The sequence below is a fragment of the Anaerobacillus sp. ABA4_114 genome (assembly GCF_056159065.1).
The window spans coordinates 4,039,222-4,056,832 of the sequence record NZ_JBSWUM010000001.1; the positions used below are offsets into that span (position 1 = coordinate 4,039,222).

The window sequence follows — 17,611 nt, forward strand, 5'->3', positions numbered from 1 at the left end:
CACCACCTTCTTTGAATTCGATTACATTGCTAGTATAACATATGTTCTCAGGCATTCAGAGAGTAGCGCTTGCATGCTTTACTAAATAAAAAACCAGCACCTACTCTTCAGGTACTGGTTCATTTGTTGAAAATCTAACGATGCCTTGATAAATCGAAGCAGCGACTTTGTTTTGGTACGTCTCCGTTTTCAGTAATTCTCGCTCGGTCGGATTTGATAAAAAGCCAACTTCGACGAGTGATCCCGTGATATCAGCCTCTCTTAGTAAATAAACACTATCTAAGTTCTTCGCAAATCGGTTTGTATTCTCAAGATTTCGCTTAATTTCGGATTGAATAAAGCGAGATAAAGCTTTACTATCTTCATTCGCAGGATTATAAAACGTTTGTGCGCCGCTCCATTTAGAAGAAGGGATCGCATTAAGATGTATGCTTATGAACATATCATTGCTTGAGTCATTGATTATTTCAACGCGCTTTCTAAGATCTTCAGCCTTCCTGTTGCTAAGTCCCCTTGTTCCTTCAGATGCTAAATCCGTATCCGTCTCACGCGTCATGATGACGAGTGCCCCCGCTTCTTGCAAGTAATCACGTAACTTGAGAGAAATGTCTAGAGAAATATCTTTTTCAACGACGTTGTTCCCTACCGCTCCACCATCAGGACCGCCATGTCCTGGGTCGATCACGATTACTTGACCAGATAACGGCAAGTGCCAGGCATCCCATGAATGGTCGATGGCAAACTTATAATTGATGATAAAAAGTAAAACGAGAACACCGGCTGCAACACCTAGCCGCTTCCACCATTTCTTCATACTGTTCCAACACCGCCCTTCTCCCTGTCCTATTTTTATTTATATGGGACGAGTGAAGGAAATAGTATTGAATTGCTTTAAGAAGTTAGTGAAGGCGAAGACGCCGTCTCATAACCCCTTTTTCATAGCCCTTCTTCCACCAATTTGAAACAAATACGTCACATGCGATCTGAAGGGAGTCTTCATATCCACTGCTTGAACGCCAGAAGGTCCAATACTCAAAAAGCGCTTCGATCAAAGCCTTCTCTAACAGGAAACACCTCTCCTGAACCTTTCTCATCGGCTCCCCATGACTTGAAAACTTACTGTATTCTGCTCCGAGTAAGTATGCCTCGATCGCAATATCGATACACACGTTTTCTACATCACCTTTATAAATAATCGCATCAGAAAAGAATGGAGAAAACATTTCTTTTATATCCTCAGTTAGTTCAGTAAGGGACACCTCTGTCAAAATACGCCGCTCGAATTCGATCCGCTTATGTCTCTGTCTTTCTTTAAATACTGTAATCACATTATCCAAGTCATTCACCCTCTCACTGCTCTTTACCATTTAGTGTTCAACGAGCAAGAGAGAGTATTCGGAAATGCTACTGGTAATTCATTCAGGCATCTTGGAATAATTACCTTCGTATGTGATTTGGCTGAACGCAAAAAACCTCCGGCAATCGAATGCCAGAGGTTTTTGAGTAAAGATATTAACGCTTTGAGAACTGAGGTGCACGACGTGCTGCTTTAAGACCGTATTTCTTACGTTCTTTCATACGAGCATCACGAGTTAGGAATCCAGCGCGCTTAAGAGTTCCGCGGTATTCTGGATCAGCTTCAAGAAGTGCACGAGCAATTCCGTGACGGATTGCGCCAGCTTGTCCTGTGAAGCCGCCACCTTTAACGTTTACGAAGATATCGTAAGTGCCTTCAGTGCCAGTTTCAACTAGTGGCTGCTTAGAGATAAGTTTAAGTGTTTCAAGGTCAAAATAGTTGTCTAGTTCACGACCGTTAACTACCATGCGTCCGTTACCAGGAAGTAGACGTACGCGAGCTACAGAGTTTTTACGTCGGCCAGTGCCGTTGTATTGTACTTGTGCCAAAATGAGTCCCTCCTTCTATTATCCTCTTAGTTCGTATTTTTCAGGCTTTTGTGCTTGATGGTTGTGCTCGCTTCCAGCATATACGTGAAGCTTCTTAGCCATCTGGCGTCCAAGGCTATTCTTTGGAAGCATACCTTTGATCGCAATTTCAAGCATTTGCTCAGAACGCTTAGTACGCATTTCAAGAGCAGTTCTTGATTTCAAACCACCTGGGTGTCCGCTGTGACGGTAGTACATCTTGTCAGTAAGCTTCTTACCAGTAAGTTCGATTTTCTCAGCGTTAAGGATGATCACGTGATCACCAGTGTCAACGTGAGGTGTAAATGTTGGTTTATTCTTTCCGCGTAGGATCGCTGCTACTTCACTTGCAAGACGGCCAAGTGTTTGACCTTCAGCATCAACGACATACCATTTGCGTTCTACTTCGTGGCCTTTTGCCATAAATGTCGTACGCATGAGTTTCCCTCCTAAAATCATTCCATGTATTTTAAAAACTGCCTAAAATTATTTGTCGGTTGTCAGTTAGATTTCTAAATCCGGGGCTAGTGGATGTAGAAATACCAAAGAATATCTTATAACAAACAAGGGCAAATGTCAAGGTTATTTAAATCAATAACTTATTAATTACAATAATTGACTTCCCACAAATATAGCCCTTGTGGAGAAGCGGTTTTTCCAGCTACATCGCGGTTCTTTGCCTTTAAGATCTCGACCACTTCTTCTGTGCCTCTTTCGCCTCTTCCTACCTCTAAGAGGGTACCCGTTAAGATTCGCACCATATTATATAAAAAGCCGTTGCCTTCAAATAGGAAAGTAATTTCGTTATTCACCACTTCGATTTCGATCTTGTACAGCTCTCGAACTTTATCTTTGACTTCAGATCGTGCTGAACAGAACGAAGTAAAGTCATGTTCTCCGATAAGCAGTGCTGCAGCCTCCTTCATTGCCGACACATTAAGAGTGCGTGGCTCATGCAGAGCAAAGTTCCTTCGAAAAACATTAGGTGTTTTATCGTTATCAACACGATAGACATATGACTTCCGTACAACATCGTACCTTGCATGAAACGTGGAAGAAACCTCGTCTGCTTCAAGAACTCTCACATCGTTCGGAAGGAGTGTATTCAATGCTTTCGGCCACCGATCAAGCGGAATAGCGAGGTCTGTATCGAAGTGCACGACTTGCCCCGCTGCATGGACACCAGCATCCGTTCTCCCTGAACCCGTTACGTGCACGGTCTTACCTTTATGAACCTTCTGCAGTGCTCTTTGCAGTTCTTCTTGAACAGTACGTCCGTTAGGCTGAATCTGATAACCGTTAAAAGCGGTGCCGTCATATGAAATCTTTAATTTTATCCTAGTCATCCTATCCTCCCTAGCTCCTTAACAAAATCAAAGCAGTTGTGAGCAACAGAAGGAATACGAACAATAGACTATCCTTTGCATCCCATTTTAACAAGCGGATACTCGTTCTTCCTTCACCGCCTCGATACCCTCTCGCTTCCATCGCCATCGCGAGGTCCTCTGCACGCTTAAACGCACTAACAAACAAAGGAACGAGTAAAGGTACGATACTTTTAAGCCTCTCCTTGATCGGACCAGTAGAGAACTGCGCACCTCGTGCAGCCTGTGCCTTCATGATTTTCTCCGTCTCTTCAAGAAGTGTCGGAATGAAGCGAAGCGCGATCGACATCATGAGCGCAAATTCATGGACTGGAAGGCCAAATCGTTTAAATGGTCCAAGAAGGGTTTCAAGTCCTACCGTTATATCGATAGGTGTTGTCGTTAAGGTGAGGAGAGAGGTGATCATAATGAGAAACAAGAGTCTCATGGAAATGAATACCCCCTGCTCAACGCCTCCCTGGTACACCTCGATAAATCCTAGACTGAAAAGCAGTGGACCCTCTTTTGTTAAAAACACATGAAGAAGAAAGGTTAGTATAATGATCAATAGAATTGGCTTCAACCCATTATAGATAAACCGTATTGGAATGCGCGATACCCCAATCGCACTCAACGTGAACGCGCCGAGTAATGCATATGAAATCCAGTTATTCGCAAGAAAGACAATAATAACGAACAAAAACGTTGTTAATAGTTTCGCTCTGGGATCAAGGTTGTGAACATATGATTTTCCAGGTACATATTGACCAATAATAATGTTTTGCATCATGAGCGCTCCTCCTTTCTAAGAAGGGAGACAGCCGCTTCAACCGTTTTTTCTAACGTGAAAACACTCTTTGGAAGACTCGTACCAAACCGCGTTTCAAGACGGTGAATAAACTGCATCGTCTCAGGAACATCTAGGCTTAGAGCTGTGAGAGCATCTGCATCACTGAAGACCTCTACCGGCGTACCTTGAAGAGCAACCGTGCCTTTTTCCATGATGACGATTTGGTCAGAATACCGTGCTGCATCTTCCATGCTGTGAGTCACGAGAATCGTAGTAAGGTTCTCTTCATTATGCAGTCGATAAAACAATTCCATGATCTCTTTTCTTCCACGTGGGTCGAGACCTGCAGTTGGCTCATCGAGAATAAGGATAGAAGGTTTCATCGATAGCACACCTGCGATCGCTACTCTCCTCATCTGACCTCCACTTAAGTCAAACGGTGAACGCTGCAAAAAGGACTGATCGAGTCCAACAAGGTCAATCAGATGTGCAGCGCGCTTCTTTGCTTCATCTTCTGCTACTCCAAAATTCATTGGACCAAAAATAATGTCTTTTTCAATTGTTTCCTCAAACAACTGATGTTCTGGGTACTGAAAAACAACACCCACATGTTTTCTCAAGTCTTTGAGACGCTTTTCCTTTTCTCCCGATTTAATATGGAAATCTCCAATTTGGATACTTCCTGAAGTAGGTTTTAAAAGTCCATTTAAATGTTGAATGAGAGTGGACTTTCCTGAACCTGTATGTCCAATTATGGAGAGAAACGTCCCTTGCTTAATAGAAAGGTCCACATCTTTTAATGCGATCCTTTCAAACGGTGTGCCTTTACTATATAAATGTTCTAAATCTTTGATTGTAATGTCCATATCTCGTCTACCAGTTCCTCCTGTGATAGTGTGAGCGAATCAAGAGGAAATCCTCTCTCTTTCAATGCACGGTGCATCTGTAAAGGAAATGGCAAATCAAGACCGATTTCCTCTAGCATATCCCCTTTTTGAAAGATGTCTTTCGGAAGTCCTTCATCAATGACCTCACCCTTATTCATCACGATCATTCGATCTGCTTTTGCAGCCTCTTCAAGATCGTGTGTGATCGAGATTACAGTCATTCCTTCTTCCTCTTTCAACTCTCTCATCGTTTCTAGCACTTCTTTTCTTCCTGCAGGGTCAAGCATCGAAGTAGCTTCATCGAGAATAACGATCGATGGCCGTAAAGCCACAATTCCAGCTATCGCTACCCTTTGCTTTTGCCCACCTGATAAACGATGAGGCTCCTGGTCCATGTATTCTTCCATCTTCACTCTCTTGATACTTTCGGTGATGCGTTCAATCATCTCATCTCGAGGAACACCATTGTTCTCAAGACCAAACGCTACGTCATCTCTTACTGAAGTACCAACGAATTGATTATCTGGGTTCTGAAAAACGATACCAACTCTTCTTCTTACTTCCCAAATACTTTCCTCATCTCTACTATTGTATCCTTCGACAAGAACGTCACCCTTCTCAGGCTGTAACAAGCCATTCAGGTGTCTGGCTAACGTAGATTTTCCTGAGCCGTTATGACCTACGATCGCAAGCCACTCACCTTTCTGAACTGTTAATGAAACGTTATTAAGCACGTAAGGCTGCTCTTCTTGATAACGAAATGATACGTTTTGAACGGATATTAAATCGCTCATATTCGTTCCTCCTGACTCTATGTCTCTGCTAGTATAACCAACTCTATACGTATGCTGGTGCGAAAAAATGGCGGGTCTTTTACACCGCCACTTTTTCCTATCAGCATAAGATACCCTTCACTAGAAGCAATACCTTCTAAGGTGTTAGTAAAAAAAGCCTGGCGTCTGCCAGGCTTTCATAATGGCAACCAGCATGCTACCACTCTTTTAAAACATTATCGTGCGAATTAAAAAAACGCACTAAAAAAGGGCATAGAATCAGTATCCATAGTCGAGATCCTGTCCCGCCCTTTTTAATAAAGTGCGATTTAGACTAGCTCAATGATGACCATTTCAGCACCGTCACCGCGGCGAGGTCCAAGTTTGCGGATACGAGTGTAACCACCTTGGCGCTCTGCATAACGAGTAGCGATATCGCTGAATAGTTTTTGTAGTGCGTCTTGGCCAGTTTCTTTGTCCGCGATTTCGTTACGTACGAAAGAAGCTGCTTGACGGCGAGCGTGAAGATCACCGCGCTTACCAAGTGTAATCATTTTGTCGATGAAAGAACGAAGCTCTTTTGCTTTCGATTCTGTAGTTTCAATACGTTCATTAATGATCAAATCTGTAACAAGGTCACGGAATAACGCTTTACGCGTATCACTTGTACGACCTAACTTTTGGTATGCCATGAAGTATTCCCTCCTTTGTTGTTTCTTAGATCAACAACTTTGTATATCTATTCTTCGTTGCGTAGTCCAAGTCCAAGCTCTTCAAGCTTCTCTTGAACCTCTTCTAAAGATTTACGTCCTAGGTTACGAACTTTCATCATGTCTTCTTCAGACTTATGAGTAAGTTCCTGGACAGTATTAATGCCAGCACGTTTCAGGCAGTTATATGAGCGAACTGAGAGATCGAGCTCTTCGATTGTCATCTCAAGCACTTTCTCTTTTTGGTCCTCTTCTTTTTCGACCATGATTTCAGCATTTTGAGCCTGATCCGTTAAGCCAACAAAAATATTTAAATGTTCATTTAAAATCTTTGCACCTAACGATACCGCTTCTTCAGGTCGAATGCTTCCATCTGTCCAAACGTCGAGGGTTAGTTTGTCATAGTTTGTTACCTGGCCGACACGAGTGTTCTCAACCTGGTAGTTCACACGAGAAACAGGAGTGAAGATCGAGTCAACTGGAATTACACCAATTGGCTGTTCATCATTCTTGTTTCCTTCCGCTTGTACATAACCTCTTCCACGAATTGCAGTAATTCTCATGTGGAAGCGAGCACTTGCAGAAAGGGTAGCAATATGAAGGTCAGGGTTTAAGATCTCCACGTCGCTGTCATGAGTAATATCACCAGCTGTTACCGTTCCAGGGCCCTGCACATCAACTACTAATGTTTTCTCTTCTTCAGAGTAGATTTTCATTGCTAGCTTCTTAAGATTGAGAATAATAGTAGTTACATCTTCGTGTACACCTTCAATTGTAGAGAACTCATGGAGTACTCCTTCAATTTGCACGGATGTCACAGCGGCACCTGGAAGAGATGATAACAAGATACGACGTAGGGAGTTCCCTAGTGTAGTTCCATAACCACGTTCTAATGGTTCTACAACAAACTTTCCGTATTTAGCATCCTCGTTGATAGCTACCGCTTCAATTTTTGGCTTTTCGATTTCGATCATCCAACAAACCCTCCTTCAAAACGTCGAACTTCGGTTAGACATTGTGTCTAACCGAATAATCCCTTTAGGCGGTTCCATTACCAACAACCTAATTATGATTCGTCAACCGTCAACAATTTATACATTATCATTATTGACATGTTCATTAATTGTATACCGATAGATTGAATCTTTCTATAAGAGATTTTTCAAAACCAGGCATTCACCCTAAGGGAACATCTACGTTTGAATTCTCTATTAATTATACTCTACGACGTTTTGGCGGACGGCAACCGTTGTGAGGTACTGGAGTTACGTCACGGATGGAAGTAACCTCTAGACCTACAGCTTGAAGCGCACGAATAGCAGCTTCACGACCAGCACCAGGGCCTTTAACGGAAACTTCGATCGTCTTCATGCCATGCTCTTGAGCTGTCTTTCCAGCTGTTTCTGCAGCCATTTGAGCTGCGAATGGAGTAGACTTACGAGAACCTTTGAAGCCCATGTTCCCAGAAGTAGCCCATGATACAGCATTTCCGTGAGTGTCAGTAATAGTTACGATTGTGTTATTGAAAGTAGAACGAATGTGAGCTACTCCACTCTCAATATTCTTTTTGACACGCTTTTTACGTGTATTAGCTTTACGTTGTTTAGCCATTTGTTAGTTTACCTCCCTTACTTCTTCTTGTTTGCTACTGTACGGCGAGGGCCTTTACGAGTACGAGAGTTGTTCTTCGTATGTTGGCCTCGGACAGGAAGACCGCGACGGTGGCGAATACCACGATATGAACCGATCTCGATTAGACGCTTAATGTTAAGGGAAACTTCACGACGAAGGTCACCTTCAACTTTAATCTTGTCTACCTCTTCACGGATTTTTCCGAGCTCTTCTTCAGTCAAGTCGCGAACGCGTGTATCTTCAGATACACCAGCATCAACTAGGACTTGTTTAGCAGTAGTTTTACCGATTCCATATACGTAAGTTAACGCGATTACGATGCGCTTTTCGCGTGGAACATCAATACCAGCAATACGTGCCATTACGTTGCACCTCCTTATATATTAACCTTGTTTTTGCTTGTGTTTAGGGTTATCACAGATAACCATTACTTTACCTTTACGGCGAATAACTTTACATTTTTCACAAATTGGTTTTACTGATGGTCTTACCTTCATTGTTTTTTACCCTCCTTGTATTCGGAGATTAACTTTTTATTTATATCGATACGTGATTCGACCACGTGATAAGTCATATGGAGAAAGCTCAACAGTTACTTTGTCGCCTGGCAAAATACGAATGTAATGCATGCGTATCTTCCCGGATACGTGAGCAAGGATCTTATGACCGTTTTCGAGTTCTACTCGAAACATTGCATTCGGTAGAGGTTCGATAACTGTGCCTTCCATTTCAATAACATCTTCCTTAGCCATCTACTTGCTCTCCCTCCTTTAAATCAATGACATATTCATTCATATACTTTGAGATCGCGAAACGCAGCTTGCCATTTGTGACACGGCTCGTTTCCTCAAGACTTCGCTTTACCTCAGGGGATACATAATTCGTTAGCTCCAGGTGTGCGAGGTTCTTTCGCTTTGGACGATCAAATTTTCGTTTGTCGCCATCTGCGATGAAAACATAACGATCATCTATCAGTTCAACAATCACGCTATATTGTTCAGCGTCTCTTCCCCGTTTGTTCCGCACGATCCGACCGATCTCGGGCACGGTTTCCGACTCTTTCAAGAACCATCACCTTCACTTAGGCCTTTGTTAAAATTTCATATCCTTCTTCTGTAACAGTAAAAGTATGCTCAAAGTGAGCGCATTTTTTACCGTCAGTTGTTACTACAGTCCAGTTATCTGAAAGCGTCCGAACATACCGAGAGCCCATATTCACCATTGGCTCAACCGCAAGGACCATGCCTTGTTTGAGCCTAGGTCCTTTTCCTGGAGGACCATAATGAGGAATTTGAGGATCTTCATGAAGGTCCTGTCCTACACCATGACCAACATATTCTCGTACGATCGAAAAACCTTCAGCTTCCGCATACGTTTGAATTGCATGAGAAATGTCGGAAAGTCTTTTCCCGATTTTCGCCTCAGCCAATCCTTTATATAACGATTCCTCGGTAACTTTTAACAACCGTTCGTCTTCTTCTGAGATAGTGCCAACAGGATAGGTCCAGGCTGAATCGCCATGATAACCTTTATATTTAGCACCGATATCGATGCTGATAATATCTCCCTCCGCCAACACGCGATCTCCTGGAATACCATGTACCAGCTCTTCGTTTACAGAAGCGCAGATACTTCCAGTAAATCCATTGTAACCCTTAAAGGAAGGAATTGCATCAAGCTGACGAATAAACCGATCGGCAATCGTATCCAGCTCTTTTGTCGTAACTCCAGGCTTAATGTGCTTCTGCAGTTCTTGATGCGTTAATGCGACAATTTTGCCCGCCTCTCGCATGATATCAAGTTCGCGAGGAGTCTTGCAAATAATCATTACGACAACCCTCCGAGGAGTTGATCGATGTCTTCAAACACCACATTGATGTCTTTGTTGCCGTCAATGGTTTTTAGATAGCCTTTGCCTTCATAAAAGGTCAACAACGGTTGCTGTTGCTGCTTGTTGACATCGAGGCGTGTGCGTACAGTTTCTTCTTTATCATCATCTCGTTGATAAAGTTCTCCTCCGCACTTATCACAGACTCCTTCTTCCGTTGGAGGATTGAAGATCGCATGATAAGTTGCTCCACAGTTCTTACAAACACGACGCCCAGTCAATCTCTTCATAAGTTGATCTTCTTCAACAGCGATATTAACAACATAATCTAGTTGTTTATCCATATCGGAGAGGATCTTCTCAAGAGCTTCTGCCTGAGCTACTGTTCTTGGGAAACCATCAAGGAGAAAACCTTTTTCGCAATCATCTTTTCCTAAACGGTCTCGTACTATACCAATCGTTACTTCATCGGGTACGAGATTTCCGGAATCCATGTACTCTTTTGCTTTTATACCAAGAGGTGTTCCTTCTTTAATCGCTGCTCGGAACATATCTCCTGTTGAGATATGAGGGATGCCATACTTTTCGACAATCTTTTCTGCCTGGGTTCCTTTTCCGACACCCGGGAGCCCCATTAATACTAGATTCATCTAATCCCTCCATACGTCACCCAATCGAGGATGAAGGAGGGGAAGAAAGTTCTTCCCAGTTTATCCTCAAGATTTAATAAAGCCTTTATAATGACGTTTAATTAATTGACTTTCAATTTGCTTCATCGTATCAAGCGCTACCCCAACAACGATCAGCAAGCTTGTTCCGCCGATTTGCAGCGTTTGCGGCAGTCCTGCTACGGTTGTGAAAAACACCGGAATAATCGATACAACTGCAAGGAATAGAGCTCCTACAAATGTTAAACGATAGAGAATGCGTGTAATGTACGTTTCCGTAGCATTACCTGGACGGATACCAGGAATATATCCACCCTGCTTTTTCAGATTCTCTGCCATCTTCTCCGGATTCACCTGGACAAACGTATAGAAATACGTAAAGCCAATGATGAGTAACGCATACACGACCATGCCGATAGGCTGTGTGTAATCAAAGATTCTGACGATCCAATCTGTTACCGAATTACTTCCGAACAGTCTTGCAACTGTTGGAGGAGTAATGATAAGTGAAATTGCAAAGATAACTGGAATAACACCTGCTGCATTTACCTTGATCGGTAAGTGTGTTGATTGACCGCCAACTTGTCTGCGGTTAACAGTACGCTTAGCGTATTGGATTGGAATCTTACGTAGACCTTGCTGTACAAAGATAACAGCTACGACGATCGCTAATGCTGCTAGAGCAATAATAGCAAGTGTAACGATGTTAATGAACAGCTCATCTTGCGCTCCTTCAAACATCTGTGCGTACAACTGGTTAAGACCAGGAGGAATTGCAGCTACAATTCCGGCAAAGATGATGATGGAAATTCCATTACCAACGCCTTTAGCAGTAATCTGCTCGCCTAACCACATCAAAAAAGCCGTTCCGGCTGTAAGAACTAGAGCAATATTAAGGTACGTCAAGAAACCTGCATCTGAAATCAACTGGCCTCCAACCATGTTGTTGAAACCGATAGATAGCGCGATACCCTGGATAAATCCAAGACCGATCGTTCCATATCGAGTAACTTGAGTGAGCTTTTTACGCCCGGCTTCGCCCTGTTTTGACCATTCGGTAAACTTAGGGACGACATCCATCTGTAGAAGCTGCACAATGATTGAAGCAGTGATATAAGGCATGATTCCCATGGCAAAGATGGAGAAGTTTTGCAACGCTCCACCGCCAAAGGTGTTGAGTACTCCGAAGAGACTCATTTGATCTTGAAATTCTAATACTTCTCTGTTCACACCAGGAACCGGTATGAATGTTCCGATACGGAACACGACAAGCATGAGTAGCGTAAAAATGACTTTGTTTCTAATATCACCTACGCGCATAATGTTGGAGATTGCTTGGAACATTAGATCACCTCAGTATTTCCGCCTGCCGCTTCAATAGCTTCCTTAGCAGAAGCTGAGAACTTGTGGGCTTTCACGGTAAGCTTTTTCTCTAGCTTACCATTACCTAGAATCTTAATTCCAGCTTTTTCTTTGCTGACAACGCCAGTTTCTAGCAATAGCTCTGGGGATACTTCAGTTCCATCTTCAAAACGGTTTAGCGAATCAAGATTAACAATCGCGAACTCTTTACGGTTCATGTTTGTAAATCCACGTTTCGGTAGACGTTTGAAAATCGGAAGCTGTCCTCCCTCGAAACCTGGGCGTACTCCGCCGCCAGAACGAGACTTTTGACCTTTTTGACCGCGACCAGATGTTTTACCGTTACCTGTTGCAATACCGCGACCAAGTCTGTTGCGTTCTTTACGAGAACCTTCAGATGGTTTTAGTTCGTGTAGTTTCAATGTGGGCACCTCCTCAATGTATAGATTTTTTATGCATCGATTTCGTTAACAGTTACAAGGTGAGATACCTTGTTAACCATACCGCGAATAGCAGGGTTGTCGTTATGAACAACCGTTTGATGCATCTTGTTCAGTCCAAGAGTTTTTACCGTCACGCGTTGGTCTTGAGGGCGACCAATCACACTACGTGAGAGGGTGATTTCTAATTTCTTAGCCATCTGTTATCCCTCCCTTAACCTAATAGCTCTTCTACAGATTTTCCACGAAGCTTTGCAACGTCTTCTGCACGCTTGAGGTTTTCAAGGCCGTTAAGTGTTGCACGCACCATGTTAATCGGATTGTTAGATCCAAGAGACTTCGATAGAATGTCGCCTACACCAGCAAGTTCTAATACCGCACGTACAGGTCCACCAGCGATAACTCCAGTACCTTCAGAAGCTGGCTTCAATAGTACATTACCTGCTCCGAAATGACCTGTAATTTGGTGAGGGATTGTAGTTCCAACAACAGGAACAGTGATCAAGTTCTTCTTCGCATCTTCGATAGCTTTGCGAATTGCTTCAGGAACTTCCTGCGCTTTACCAGTTCCGAAGCCAACGTGACCGTTTTTATCTCCGACTACTACGATTGCTGCAAAGCGGAAACGACGTCCACCTTTTACAACTTTCGCTACACGGTTAACGGTAACTACGCGTTCTTCAAGTTCTAGTTTGTTAGCATCAATGCTACGCATGGGTTAACCTCCTTTTTATTAAAATTTCAGTCCAGCTTCACGAGCTGCGTCTGCAAGAGCTTTAACACGTCCGTGGTATAGATACCCACCGCGGTCAAAAACCACTTCAGTATGACCTGCTTCAACAGCACGCTTTGCAATTGCTTCTCCGACTTTAGTAGCAGCCTCAGTGTTACCGCCGTTGTTAACGTCCATTCCTTGCTCCATGCTAGATGCTGATACCAAAGTTACGCCTTTAACATCATCAATAAGCTGAGCATAAATGTTCTTGTTTGAACGGAAAACGTTTAGACGAGGACGTTCAGCTGTGCCGGATACGTTACGACGAACGCGAGCGTGTCTTTTTTGACGCGCTTTGTTTTTATCGGCTTTAGTGATCATGAAATGTCACTCCTTTCCGCTAGGTTTTTACCTATTTACCAGTTTTACCTTCTTTACGACGAACATATTCGCCTTCATAACGGATACCTTTGCCTTTATAAGGCTCTGGAAGACGTACTGAACGGATGTTAGCTGCAACAGCTCCAACACGCTCTTTATCGATACCTTTTACTACAACCTTCGTGTTTGAAGGAACTTCAACTTCGATGCCTTCTTCTGGTACGATCTCAACTGGGTGAGAGTAACCAACGTTAAGCACTAGTTTCTGACCGGATTTGTTAGCACGCCAACCAACCCCGATGATTTCAAGGCCTTTTTCAAAACCTTTAGTCACACCTTCAACCATGTTTGCGATCAGGCTGCGAGTTGTTCCGTGTAGAGCACGGTGCTCTTTATTTTCTGAAGGACGAGCAACAGTTAGCACGTTATCTTCGATAGTTACTTTAATATCGGAGTTGAACGTACGAGAAAGTTCACCTTTCGGTCCCTTTACTGTTACAACGTCGTCTTTAATATCAATTGTTACACCACTTGGGATTTCAATCGGTTTAAGTCCGACACGTGACATAATTACACCTCCATTCCGCTTTTAAGAATTACCAAACGTAAGCGAGTACTTCGCCGCCTACTTGCTGTTGACGAGCTTCTTTGTCCGTCATAATTCCTTTAGAAGTAGAAACAAGAGCGATTCCTAGGCCGCCAAGTACGCGTGGTACTTCGTCAGCTTTAGCGTAAACGCGAAGACCAGGTTTACTGATTCGCTTTAAGCCAGTGATAACGCGCTCGTTGTTAGAACCGTACTTAAGAAAGATACGGATGATGCCCTGCTTGTTGTCTTCAACGATTTCAACATCGCGTACAAAACCTTCACGCTTGAGGATTTCAGCAATGTTTCTCTTTGAATTAGATGCAGGTAATTCTAGTTTTTCGTGACGCACTGTGTTTGCGTTACGAATACGTGTAAGCATATCTGCAATTGGATCAGTCATGACCATTAGTAATTACCTCCTTCCCTATCTCGGGTTTACCAGCTAGCCTTTTTAACGCCTGGGATTTGACCTTTGTATGCAAGTTCACGGAAACAAATACGGCAAAGCTTAAATTTGCGAATAACTGAATGAGGACGTCCACAACGCTCACAACGTGTGTATTCCTGAACGTTAAACTTAGCTTGGCGCTTTTGTTTCGCGATCATTGATTTTTTCGCCACAATTTTCCCTCCTTACTTACTTTTGAAATGGCATACCTAGTTGTGTCAACATTTCACGGCTCTCTTCGTCCGTTTTAGCTGTTGTTACGATAACGATGTCCATTCCGCGCACTTTGTTTACATTATCGTAATCAATTTCAGGGAAAATCAACTGTTCTTTGATGCCTAGTGTGTAGTTACCACGGCCATCGAATGCTTTCTTAGAAACACCTCTGAAGTCACGTACACGAGGTAGTGATACAGATACTAGCTTATCTAAGAAATCATACATACGAGTGCCACGAAGTGTAACCTTCGCACCGATTGGCATACCTTCACGAAGTTTAAAACCAGCGATGGATTTTTTAGCTTTCGTGATGACAGGCTTTTGACCTGAGAGTAACTGAAGCTCTTCTACAGCCGTATCTAGAGCTTTCGGGTTCTGCACAGCGTCACCAACACCCATGTTGATTACAATTTTCTCAACTTTTGGCACTTCCATAACGGAAGAGTAATTAAATTTCTCCATAAGAGAAGGTTTTGTTTCGTTTTGATACTTTTCTTGAAGACGGTTCATCGGATAGACCTCCTTTCGCTAAAAACTACTTATCGAGTACTTCACCGGATTTTTTTGCGATACGAACTTTTTTGCCGTTTTCCTCTTTATAACCAACGCGAGTAGGTTCACCAGATTTCGGATCTAGTGCCATTACGTTAGAAACATGGACAGCTGCTTCTTGTTCAACAATTCCACCCTGTGGGTTAGCTTGAGAAGGCTTGGAATGTTTCTTAACAAGGTTAACACCTTCCACGATTACTCTATCTTTTTTCGGGTAAGCTTCAAGGATCACACCTTGCTTTCCTTTGTCCTTACCAGAGATAACTTTTACTTTATCACCTTTTTTAACGTGCATAACGTCCTGCGCACCTCCTTACAAGGCATCTATTTTCAAACGATTAAAGAACTTCTGGAGCAAGAGATACGATTTTCATGTACTGGTTGTCACGAAGTTCACGAGCAACCGGTCCGAAAATACGAGTTCCGCGTGGTCCTTTGTCATCACGGATTACTACCGCTGCGTTTTCGTCGAACTTGATGTAAGAACCATCTGGACGACGAACTCCGCTCTTACTGCGTACGATAACAGCTCTGACAACTTCACCCTTCTTAACAACGCCACCAGGTGTTGCCTGTTTCACCGAACAAACAATTACGTCACCGATGTTAGCTGTTTTACGACCAGTACCACCGAGAACCTTAATGCATTGCAATTCACGAGCACCAGAGTTGTCTGCAGATTTCAAACGAGATTCCTGTTGAATCATTTAGATAGACCTCCCTTCGGACATGAGTAAATGATCCGAGTTCATTTAGATAATTACAGCTTCTTCAACAACTTCAACAAGACGGAAACGCTTATCTTTAGATAGCGGACGAGTTTCCATAATACGTACTACGTCGTTGATCTTTGCAGAGTTGTTTTCATCATGCGCTTTAAACTTCTTAGAGTATTTCACGCGTTTACCGTATAGTGGGTGCATTTTATAAGTCTCAACCATAACTGTGATTGTTTTATCCATTTTGTCTGAGACAACACGACCTACATATACTTTGCGATTATTGCGTTCGCTCATTTCGCAAACCTCCCCTCATATTAACCGTTTGTGATTCCTAACTCTCTCTCACGCAACACTGTGTTAGCGCGAGCGATTGATTTACGGACTTCACGAATGCGGGCTGGGTTTTCCAGTTGACCTGTAGCGAGTTGAAAGCGAAGATTGAAAAGCTCTTCTTTGAAAGACTTCGCTTTCTGTTCGATTTCAGCAGTGGTCAAGTTACGAATTTCCTCAGCTTTCATTTGTGTCACCACCCACTTCTTCGCGTTTTACGAACTTAGTTTTAACAGGCAGTTTGTGAGAAGCAAGACGAAGAGCTTCACGCGCTACTTCTTCAGAAACACCTGCGATTTCAAACATGATTTTCCCTGGCTTTACTACAGCTACCCATCCTTCAGGAGCACCTTTACCGGAACCCATTCGAACTTCTAGAGGTTTAGCAGTATAAGGCTTAGATGGGAAAATTTTGATCCATACTTTACCGCCACGTTTCATGTAACGAGTCATAGCGATACGAGCAGATTCGATTTGACGGTTTGTGATCCAGCTAGCATCTAGTGCTTGTAGACCGTATTCGCCGAAAGCTACTTCAGTGCCACCTTTAGCACGTCCGCGCATTTTTCCGCGATGTTCTCTGCGGTATTTAACACGTTTAGGTAACAACATGATTTATTTTCCCCCTTCCTCTTTTTGCGTTCCTTTCGTTGGAAGGACTTCACCACGGTAGATCCAAATCTTCACACCAAGCTTACCGTAAGTAGTATCTGCTTCTGCAGTACCATAGTCGATGTCAGCACGAAGTGTGTGAAGAGGCACAGTACCTTCACTGTATGATTCAGAACGAGCAATATCTGCACCGTTTAGGCGTCCAGATACTTCAGTTTTAATACCTTTTGCACCAGCTCTCATCGCACGTTGAATCGTTTGCTTCATAGCACGACGGAATGAGATGCGGTTTTCAAGTTGACGAGCGATGTTTTCAGCAACTAGAGTTGCATCGATGTCAGCTTGCTTGATTTCGAAAATGTTAACGTGAACTCGCTTGCCTGTTAGTTCTGTAAGAGACTTACGAAGAGACTCAACTTCAGAACCACCTTTACCGATTACCATACCAGGCTTAGCAGTTTTCACTGTTACGTTTACTCGGTTTGCTGCACGCTCGATTTCAACGGCTGAAACAGATGCGTCTTTCAAGCGTTTTTCAATATATTCACGAATCTTGATATCTTCGTGTAAAAGGTCAGCGTAATCTTTGTCTGCGTACCATTTAGACTCCCAATCACGGATAACGCCAATTCGAAGTCCTACTGGATTAACTTTTTGACCCACTCG

General features: G+C 43.0%; 32 protein-coding genes. All 32 read right to left on the bottom strand.

Features of this window, described 5'->3' with window-relative positions; translation table 11 throughout:
* Positions 1-100: 100 nt before the first annotated feature.
* Positions 101-814, bottom strand: a complete 714-nt coding sequence (gene cwlD / locus ACXAEY_RS20985) for an N-acetylmuramoyl-L-alanine amidase CwlD (protein ID WP_270182813.1) — start codon at positions 812-814, stop codon at positions 101-103.
* Between the two features lie 85 nt (positions 815-899).
* Positions 900-1,328 carry a DUF2521 family protein gene (locus ACXAEY_RS20990; protein WP_270182821.1) on the bottom strand — a complete coding sequence of 143 codons (429 nt, stop codon included), beginning with the start codon at positions 1,326-1,328 and terminating at the stop codon, positions 900-902.
* Between the two features lie 184 nt (positions 1,329-1,512).
* Positions 1,513-1,905 carry a 30S ribosomal protein S9 gene (rpsI, locus tag ACXAEY_RS20995; protein WP_270182812.1) on the bottom strand — a complete coding sequence of 131 codons (393 nt, stop codon included), beginning with the start codon at positions 1,903-1,905 and terminating at the stop codon, positions 1,513-1,515.
* Between the two features lie 18 nt (positions 1,906-1,923).
* Complete coding sequence (gene rplM, locus ACXAEY_RS21000; RefSeq protein ID WP_270182811.1) at positions 1,924-2,361, bottom strand: 50S ribosomal protein L13; 438 nt, start codon at positions 2,359-2,361, stop codon at positions 1,924-1,926.
* A 164-nt stretch (positions 2,362-2,525) separates the two neighbouring features.
* Positions 2,526-3,269 carry a tRNA pseudouridine(38-40) synthase TruA gene (gene truA, locus ACXAEY_RS21005; RefSeq protein WP_474814638.1) on the bottom strand — a complete coding sequence of 248 codons (744 nt, stop codon included), beginning with the start codon at positions 3,267-3,269 and terminating at the stop codon, positions 2,526-2,528.
* A gap of 10 nt (positions 3,270-3,279) precedes the next feature.
* The gene (locus tag ACXAEY_RS21010) at positions 3,280-4,077 is read right to left on the bottom strand and encodes an energy-coupling factor transporter transmembrane component T family protein (protein WP_474814640.1); all 798 of its coding nucleotides are present in this window, start codon (positions 4,075-4,077) and stop codon (positions 3,280-3,282) included.
* Positions 4,074-4,943 carry an energy-coupling factor ABC transporter ATP-binding protein gene (locus ACXAEY_RS21015; RefSeq protein ID WP_474814642.1) on the bottom strand — a complete coding sequence of 290 codons (870 nt, stop codon included), beginning with the start codon at positions 4,941-4,943 and terminating at the stop codon, positions 4,074-4,076. The genes ACXAEY_RS21010 and ACXAEY_RS21015 overlap by 4 nt, the downstream gene beginning before the upstream one ends.
* Entirely contained in the window at positions 4,919-5,758 is an 840-nt protein-coding gene (locus tag ACXAEY_RS21020) for an energy-coupling factor ABC transporter ATP-binding protein (protein WP_270182807.1), read from the bottom strand. Before ACXAEY_RS21020 ends, ACXAEY_RS21015 begins: the two co-directional genes overlap by 25 nt.
* A gap of 308 nt (positions 5,759-6,066) precedes the next feature.
* On the bottom strand, positions 6,067-6,429 hold the full coding sequence (rplQ, locus tag ACXAEY_RS21025) for a 50S ribosomal protein L17 (protein WP_270182806.1): 363 nt from the start codon (positions 6,427-6,429) through the stop codon (positions 6,067-6,069).
* A gap of 47 nt (positions 6,430-6,476) precedes the next feature.
* The gene (locus tag ACXAEY_RS21030; RefSeq protein WP_224885182.1) at positions 6,477-7,421 is read right to left on the bottom strand and encodes a DNA-directed RNA polymerase subunit alpha; all 945 of its coding nucleotides are present in this window, start codon (positions 7,419-7,421) and stop codon (positions 6,477-6,479) included.
* A gap of 241 nt (positions 7,422-7,662) precedes the next feature.
* Positions 7,663-8,058 carry a 30S ribosomal protein S11 gene (gene rpsK, locus ACXAEY_RS21035; protein ID WP_270182805.1) on the bottom strand — a complete coding sequence of 132 codons (396 nt, stop codon included), beginning with the start codon at positions 8,056-8,058 and terminating at the stop codon, positions 7,663-7,665.
* A 17-nt stretch (positions 8,059-8,075) separates the two neighbouring features.
* On the bottom strand, positions 8,076-8,441 hold the full coding sequence (gene rpsM / locus ACXAEY_RS21040; protein ID WP_270182804.1) for a 30S ribosomal protein S13: 366 nt from the start codon (positions 8,439-8,441) through the stop codon (positions 8,076-8,078).
* Positions 8,442-8,462: 21 nt separating this feature from the next.
* Positions 8,463-8,576 (bottom strand): 50S ribosomal protein L36, encoded by a 114-nt coding sequence (gene rpmJ, locus ACXAEY_RS21045; protein ID WP_036787716.1) that lies wholly within the window; start codon positions 8,574-8,576, stop codon positions 8,463-8,465.
* A 36-nt stretch (positions 8,577-8,612) separates the two neighbouring features.
* Positions 8,613-8,831 carry a translation initiation factor IF-1 gene (gene infA / locus ACXAEY_RS21050; protein WP_113808059.1) on the bottom strand — a complete coding sequence of 73 codons (219 nt, stop codon included), beginning with the start codon at positions 8,829-8,831 and terminating at the stop codon, positions 8,613-8,615.
* Entirely contained in the window at positions 8,824-9,144 is a 321-nt protein-coding gene (locus tag ACXAEY_RS21055) for a KOW domain-containing RNA-binding protein (protein WP_270182803.1), read from the bottom strand. Before ACXAEY_RS21055 ends, infA begins: the two co-directional genes overlap by 8 nt.
* A 16-nt stretch (positions 9,145-9,160) precedes the next feature.
* Positions 9,161-9,907, bottom strand: coding sequence for a type I methionyl aminopeptidase (map, locus tag ACXAEY_RS21060; RefSeq protein WP_270182802.1), 747 nt, complete (start codon positions 9,905-9,907; stop codon positions 9,161-9,163).
* A complete protein-coding gene (locus ACXAEY_RS21065) occupies positions 9,907-10,557 on the bottom strand; it encodes an adenylate kinase (protein ID WP_270182801.1) in 651 nt (216 codons plus the stop codon). Before ACXAEY_RS21065 ends, map begins: the two co-directional genes overlap by 1 nt.
* Positions 10,558-10,623: 66 nt before the next feature.
* Positions 10,624-11,919, bottom strand: coding sequence for a preprotein translocase subunit SecY (secY, locus tag ACXAEY_RS21070; RefSeq protein WP_270182800.1), 1,296 nt, complete (start codon positions 11,917-11,919; stop codon positions 10,624-10,626).
* Positions 11,919-12,359, bottom strand: a complete 441-nt coding sequence (rplO, locus tag ACXAEY_RS21075; protein WP_270182799.1) for a 50S ribosomal protein L15 — start codon at positions 12,357-12,359, stop codon at positions 11,919-11,921. Before rplO ends, secY begins: the two co-directional genes overlap by 1 nt.
* 29 nt (positions 12,360-12,388) lie before the next feature.
* A complete protein-coding gene (gene rpmD, locus ACXAEY_RS21080) occupies positions 12,389-12,577 on the bottom strand; it encodes a 50S ribosomal protein L30 (RefSeq protein WP_270182798.1) in 189 nt (62 codons plus the stop codon).
* Positions 12,578-12,591: 14 nt separating this feature from the next.
* Positions 12,592-13,092, bottom strand: coding sequence for a 30S ribosomal protein S5 (gene rpsE, locus ACXAEY_RS21085; RefSeq protein ID WP_048313339.1), 501 nt, complete (start codon positions 13,090-13,092; stop codon positions 12,592-12,594).
* A gap of 18 nt (positions 13,093-13,110) precedes the next feature.
* On the bottom strand, positions 13,111-13,473 hold the full coding sequence (gene rplR / locus ACXAEY_RS21090; protein ID WP_270182797.1) for a 50S ribosomal protein L18: 363 nt from the start codon (positions 13,471-13,473) through the stop codon (positions 13,111-13,113).
* 31 nt (positions 13,474-13,504) lie between these two features.
* Positions 13,505-14,041: a 50S ribosomal protein L6 gene (gene rplF, locus ACXAEY_RS21095; protein ID WP_270182796.1), complete on the bottom strand. Its 537-nt coding sequence runs from the start codon at positions 14,039-14,041 to the stop codon at positions 13,505-13,507.
* Positions 14,042-14,069: 28 nt separating this feature from the next.
* A complete protein-coding gene (gene rpsH / locus ACXAEY_RS21100) occupies positions 14,070-14,468 on the bottom strand; it encodes a 30S ribosomal protein S8 (protein WP_224885205.1) in 399 nt (132 codons plus the stop codon).
* 29 nt (positions 14,469-14,497) lie between these two features.
* The gene (locus ACXAEY_RS21105) at positions 14,498-14,683 is read right to left on the bottom strand and encodes a type Z 30S ribosomal protein S14 (RefSeq protein ID WP_224885207.1); all 186 of its coding nucleotides are present in this window, start codon (positions 14,681-14,683) and stop codon (positions 14,498-14,500) included.
* Between the two features lie 16 nt (positions 14,684-14,699).
* Positions 14,700-15,239, bottom strand: a complete 540-nt coding sequence (rplE, locus tag ACXAEY_RS21110; protein WP_270182795.1) for a 50S ribosomal protein L5 — start codon at positions 15,237-15,239, stop codon at positions 14,700-14,702.
* 25 nt (positions 15,240-15,264) lie between these two features.
* Positions 15,265-15,576 (bottom strand): 50S ribosomal protein L24, encoded by a 312-nt coding sequence (rplX, locus tag ACXAEY_RS21115; RefSeq protein ID WP_224885211.1) that lies wholly within the window; start codon positions 15,574-15,576, stop codon positions 15,265-15,267.
* A 43-nt stretch (positions 15,577-15,619) separates the two neighbouring features.
* Entirely contained in the window at positions 15,620-15,988 is a 369-nt protein-coding gene (rplN, locus tag ACXAEY_RS21120; protein WP_270182794.1) for a 50S ribosomal protein L14, read from the bottom strand.
* Positions 15,989-16,033: 45 nt separating this feature from the next.
* The gene (gene rpsQ, locus ACXAEY_RS21125) at positions 16,034-16,297 is read right to left on the bottom strand and encodes a 30S ribosomal protein S17 (protein WP_224885215.1); all 264 of its coding nucleotides are present in this window, start codon (positions 16,295-16,297) and stop codon (positions 16,034-16,036) included.
* Between the two features lie 20 nt (positions 16,298-16,317).
* Positions 16,318-16,521: a 50S ribosomal protein L29 gene (gene rpmC / locus ACXAEY_RS21130; protein ID WP_048313330.1), complete on the bottom strand. Its 204-nt coding sequence runs from the start codon at positions 16,519-16,521 to the stop codon at positions 16,318-16,320.
* Positions 16,511-16,945: a 50S ribosomal protein L16 gene (gene rplP, locus ACXAEY_RS21135; RefSeq protein WP_270182793.1), complete on the bottom strand. Its 435-nt coding sequence runs from the start codon at positions 16,943-16,945 to the stop codon at positions 16,511-16,513. Before rplP ends, rpmC begins: the two co-directional genes overlap by 11 nt.
* A 3-nt stretch (positions 16,946-16,948) precedes the next feature.
* A complete protein-coding gene (gene rpsC, locus ACXAEY_RS21140) occupies positions 16,949-17,608 on the bottom strand; it encodes a 30S ribosomal protein S3 (RefSeq protein WP_270182792.1) in 660 nt (219 codons plus the stop codon).
* Between the last annotated feature and the right edge of the window lie 3 nt (positions 17,609-17,611).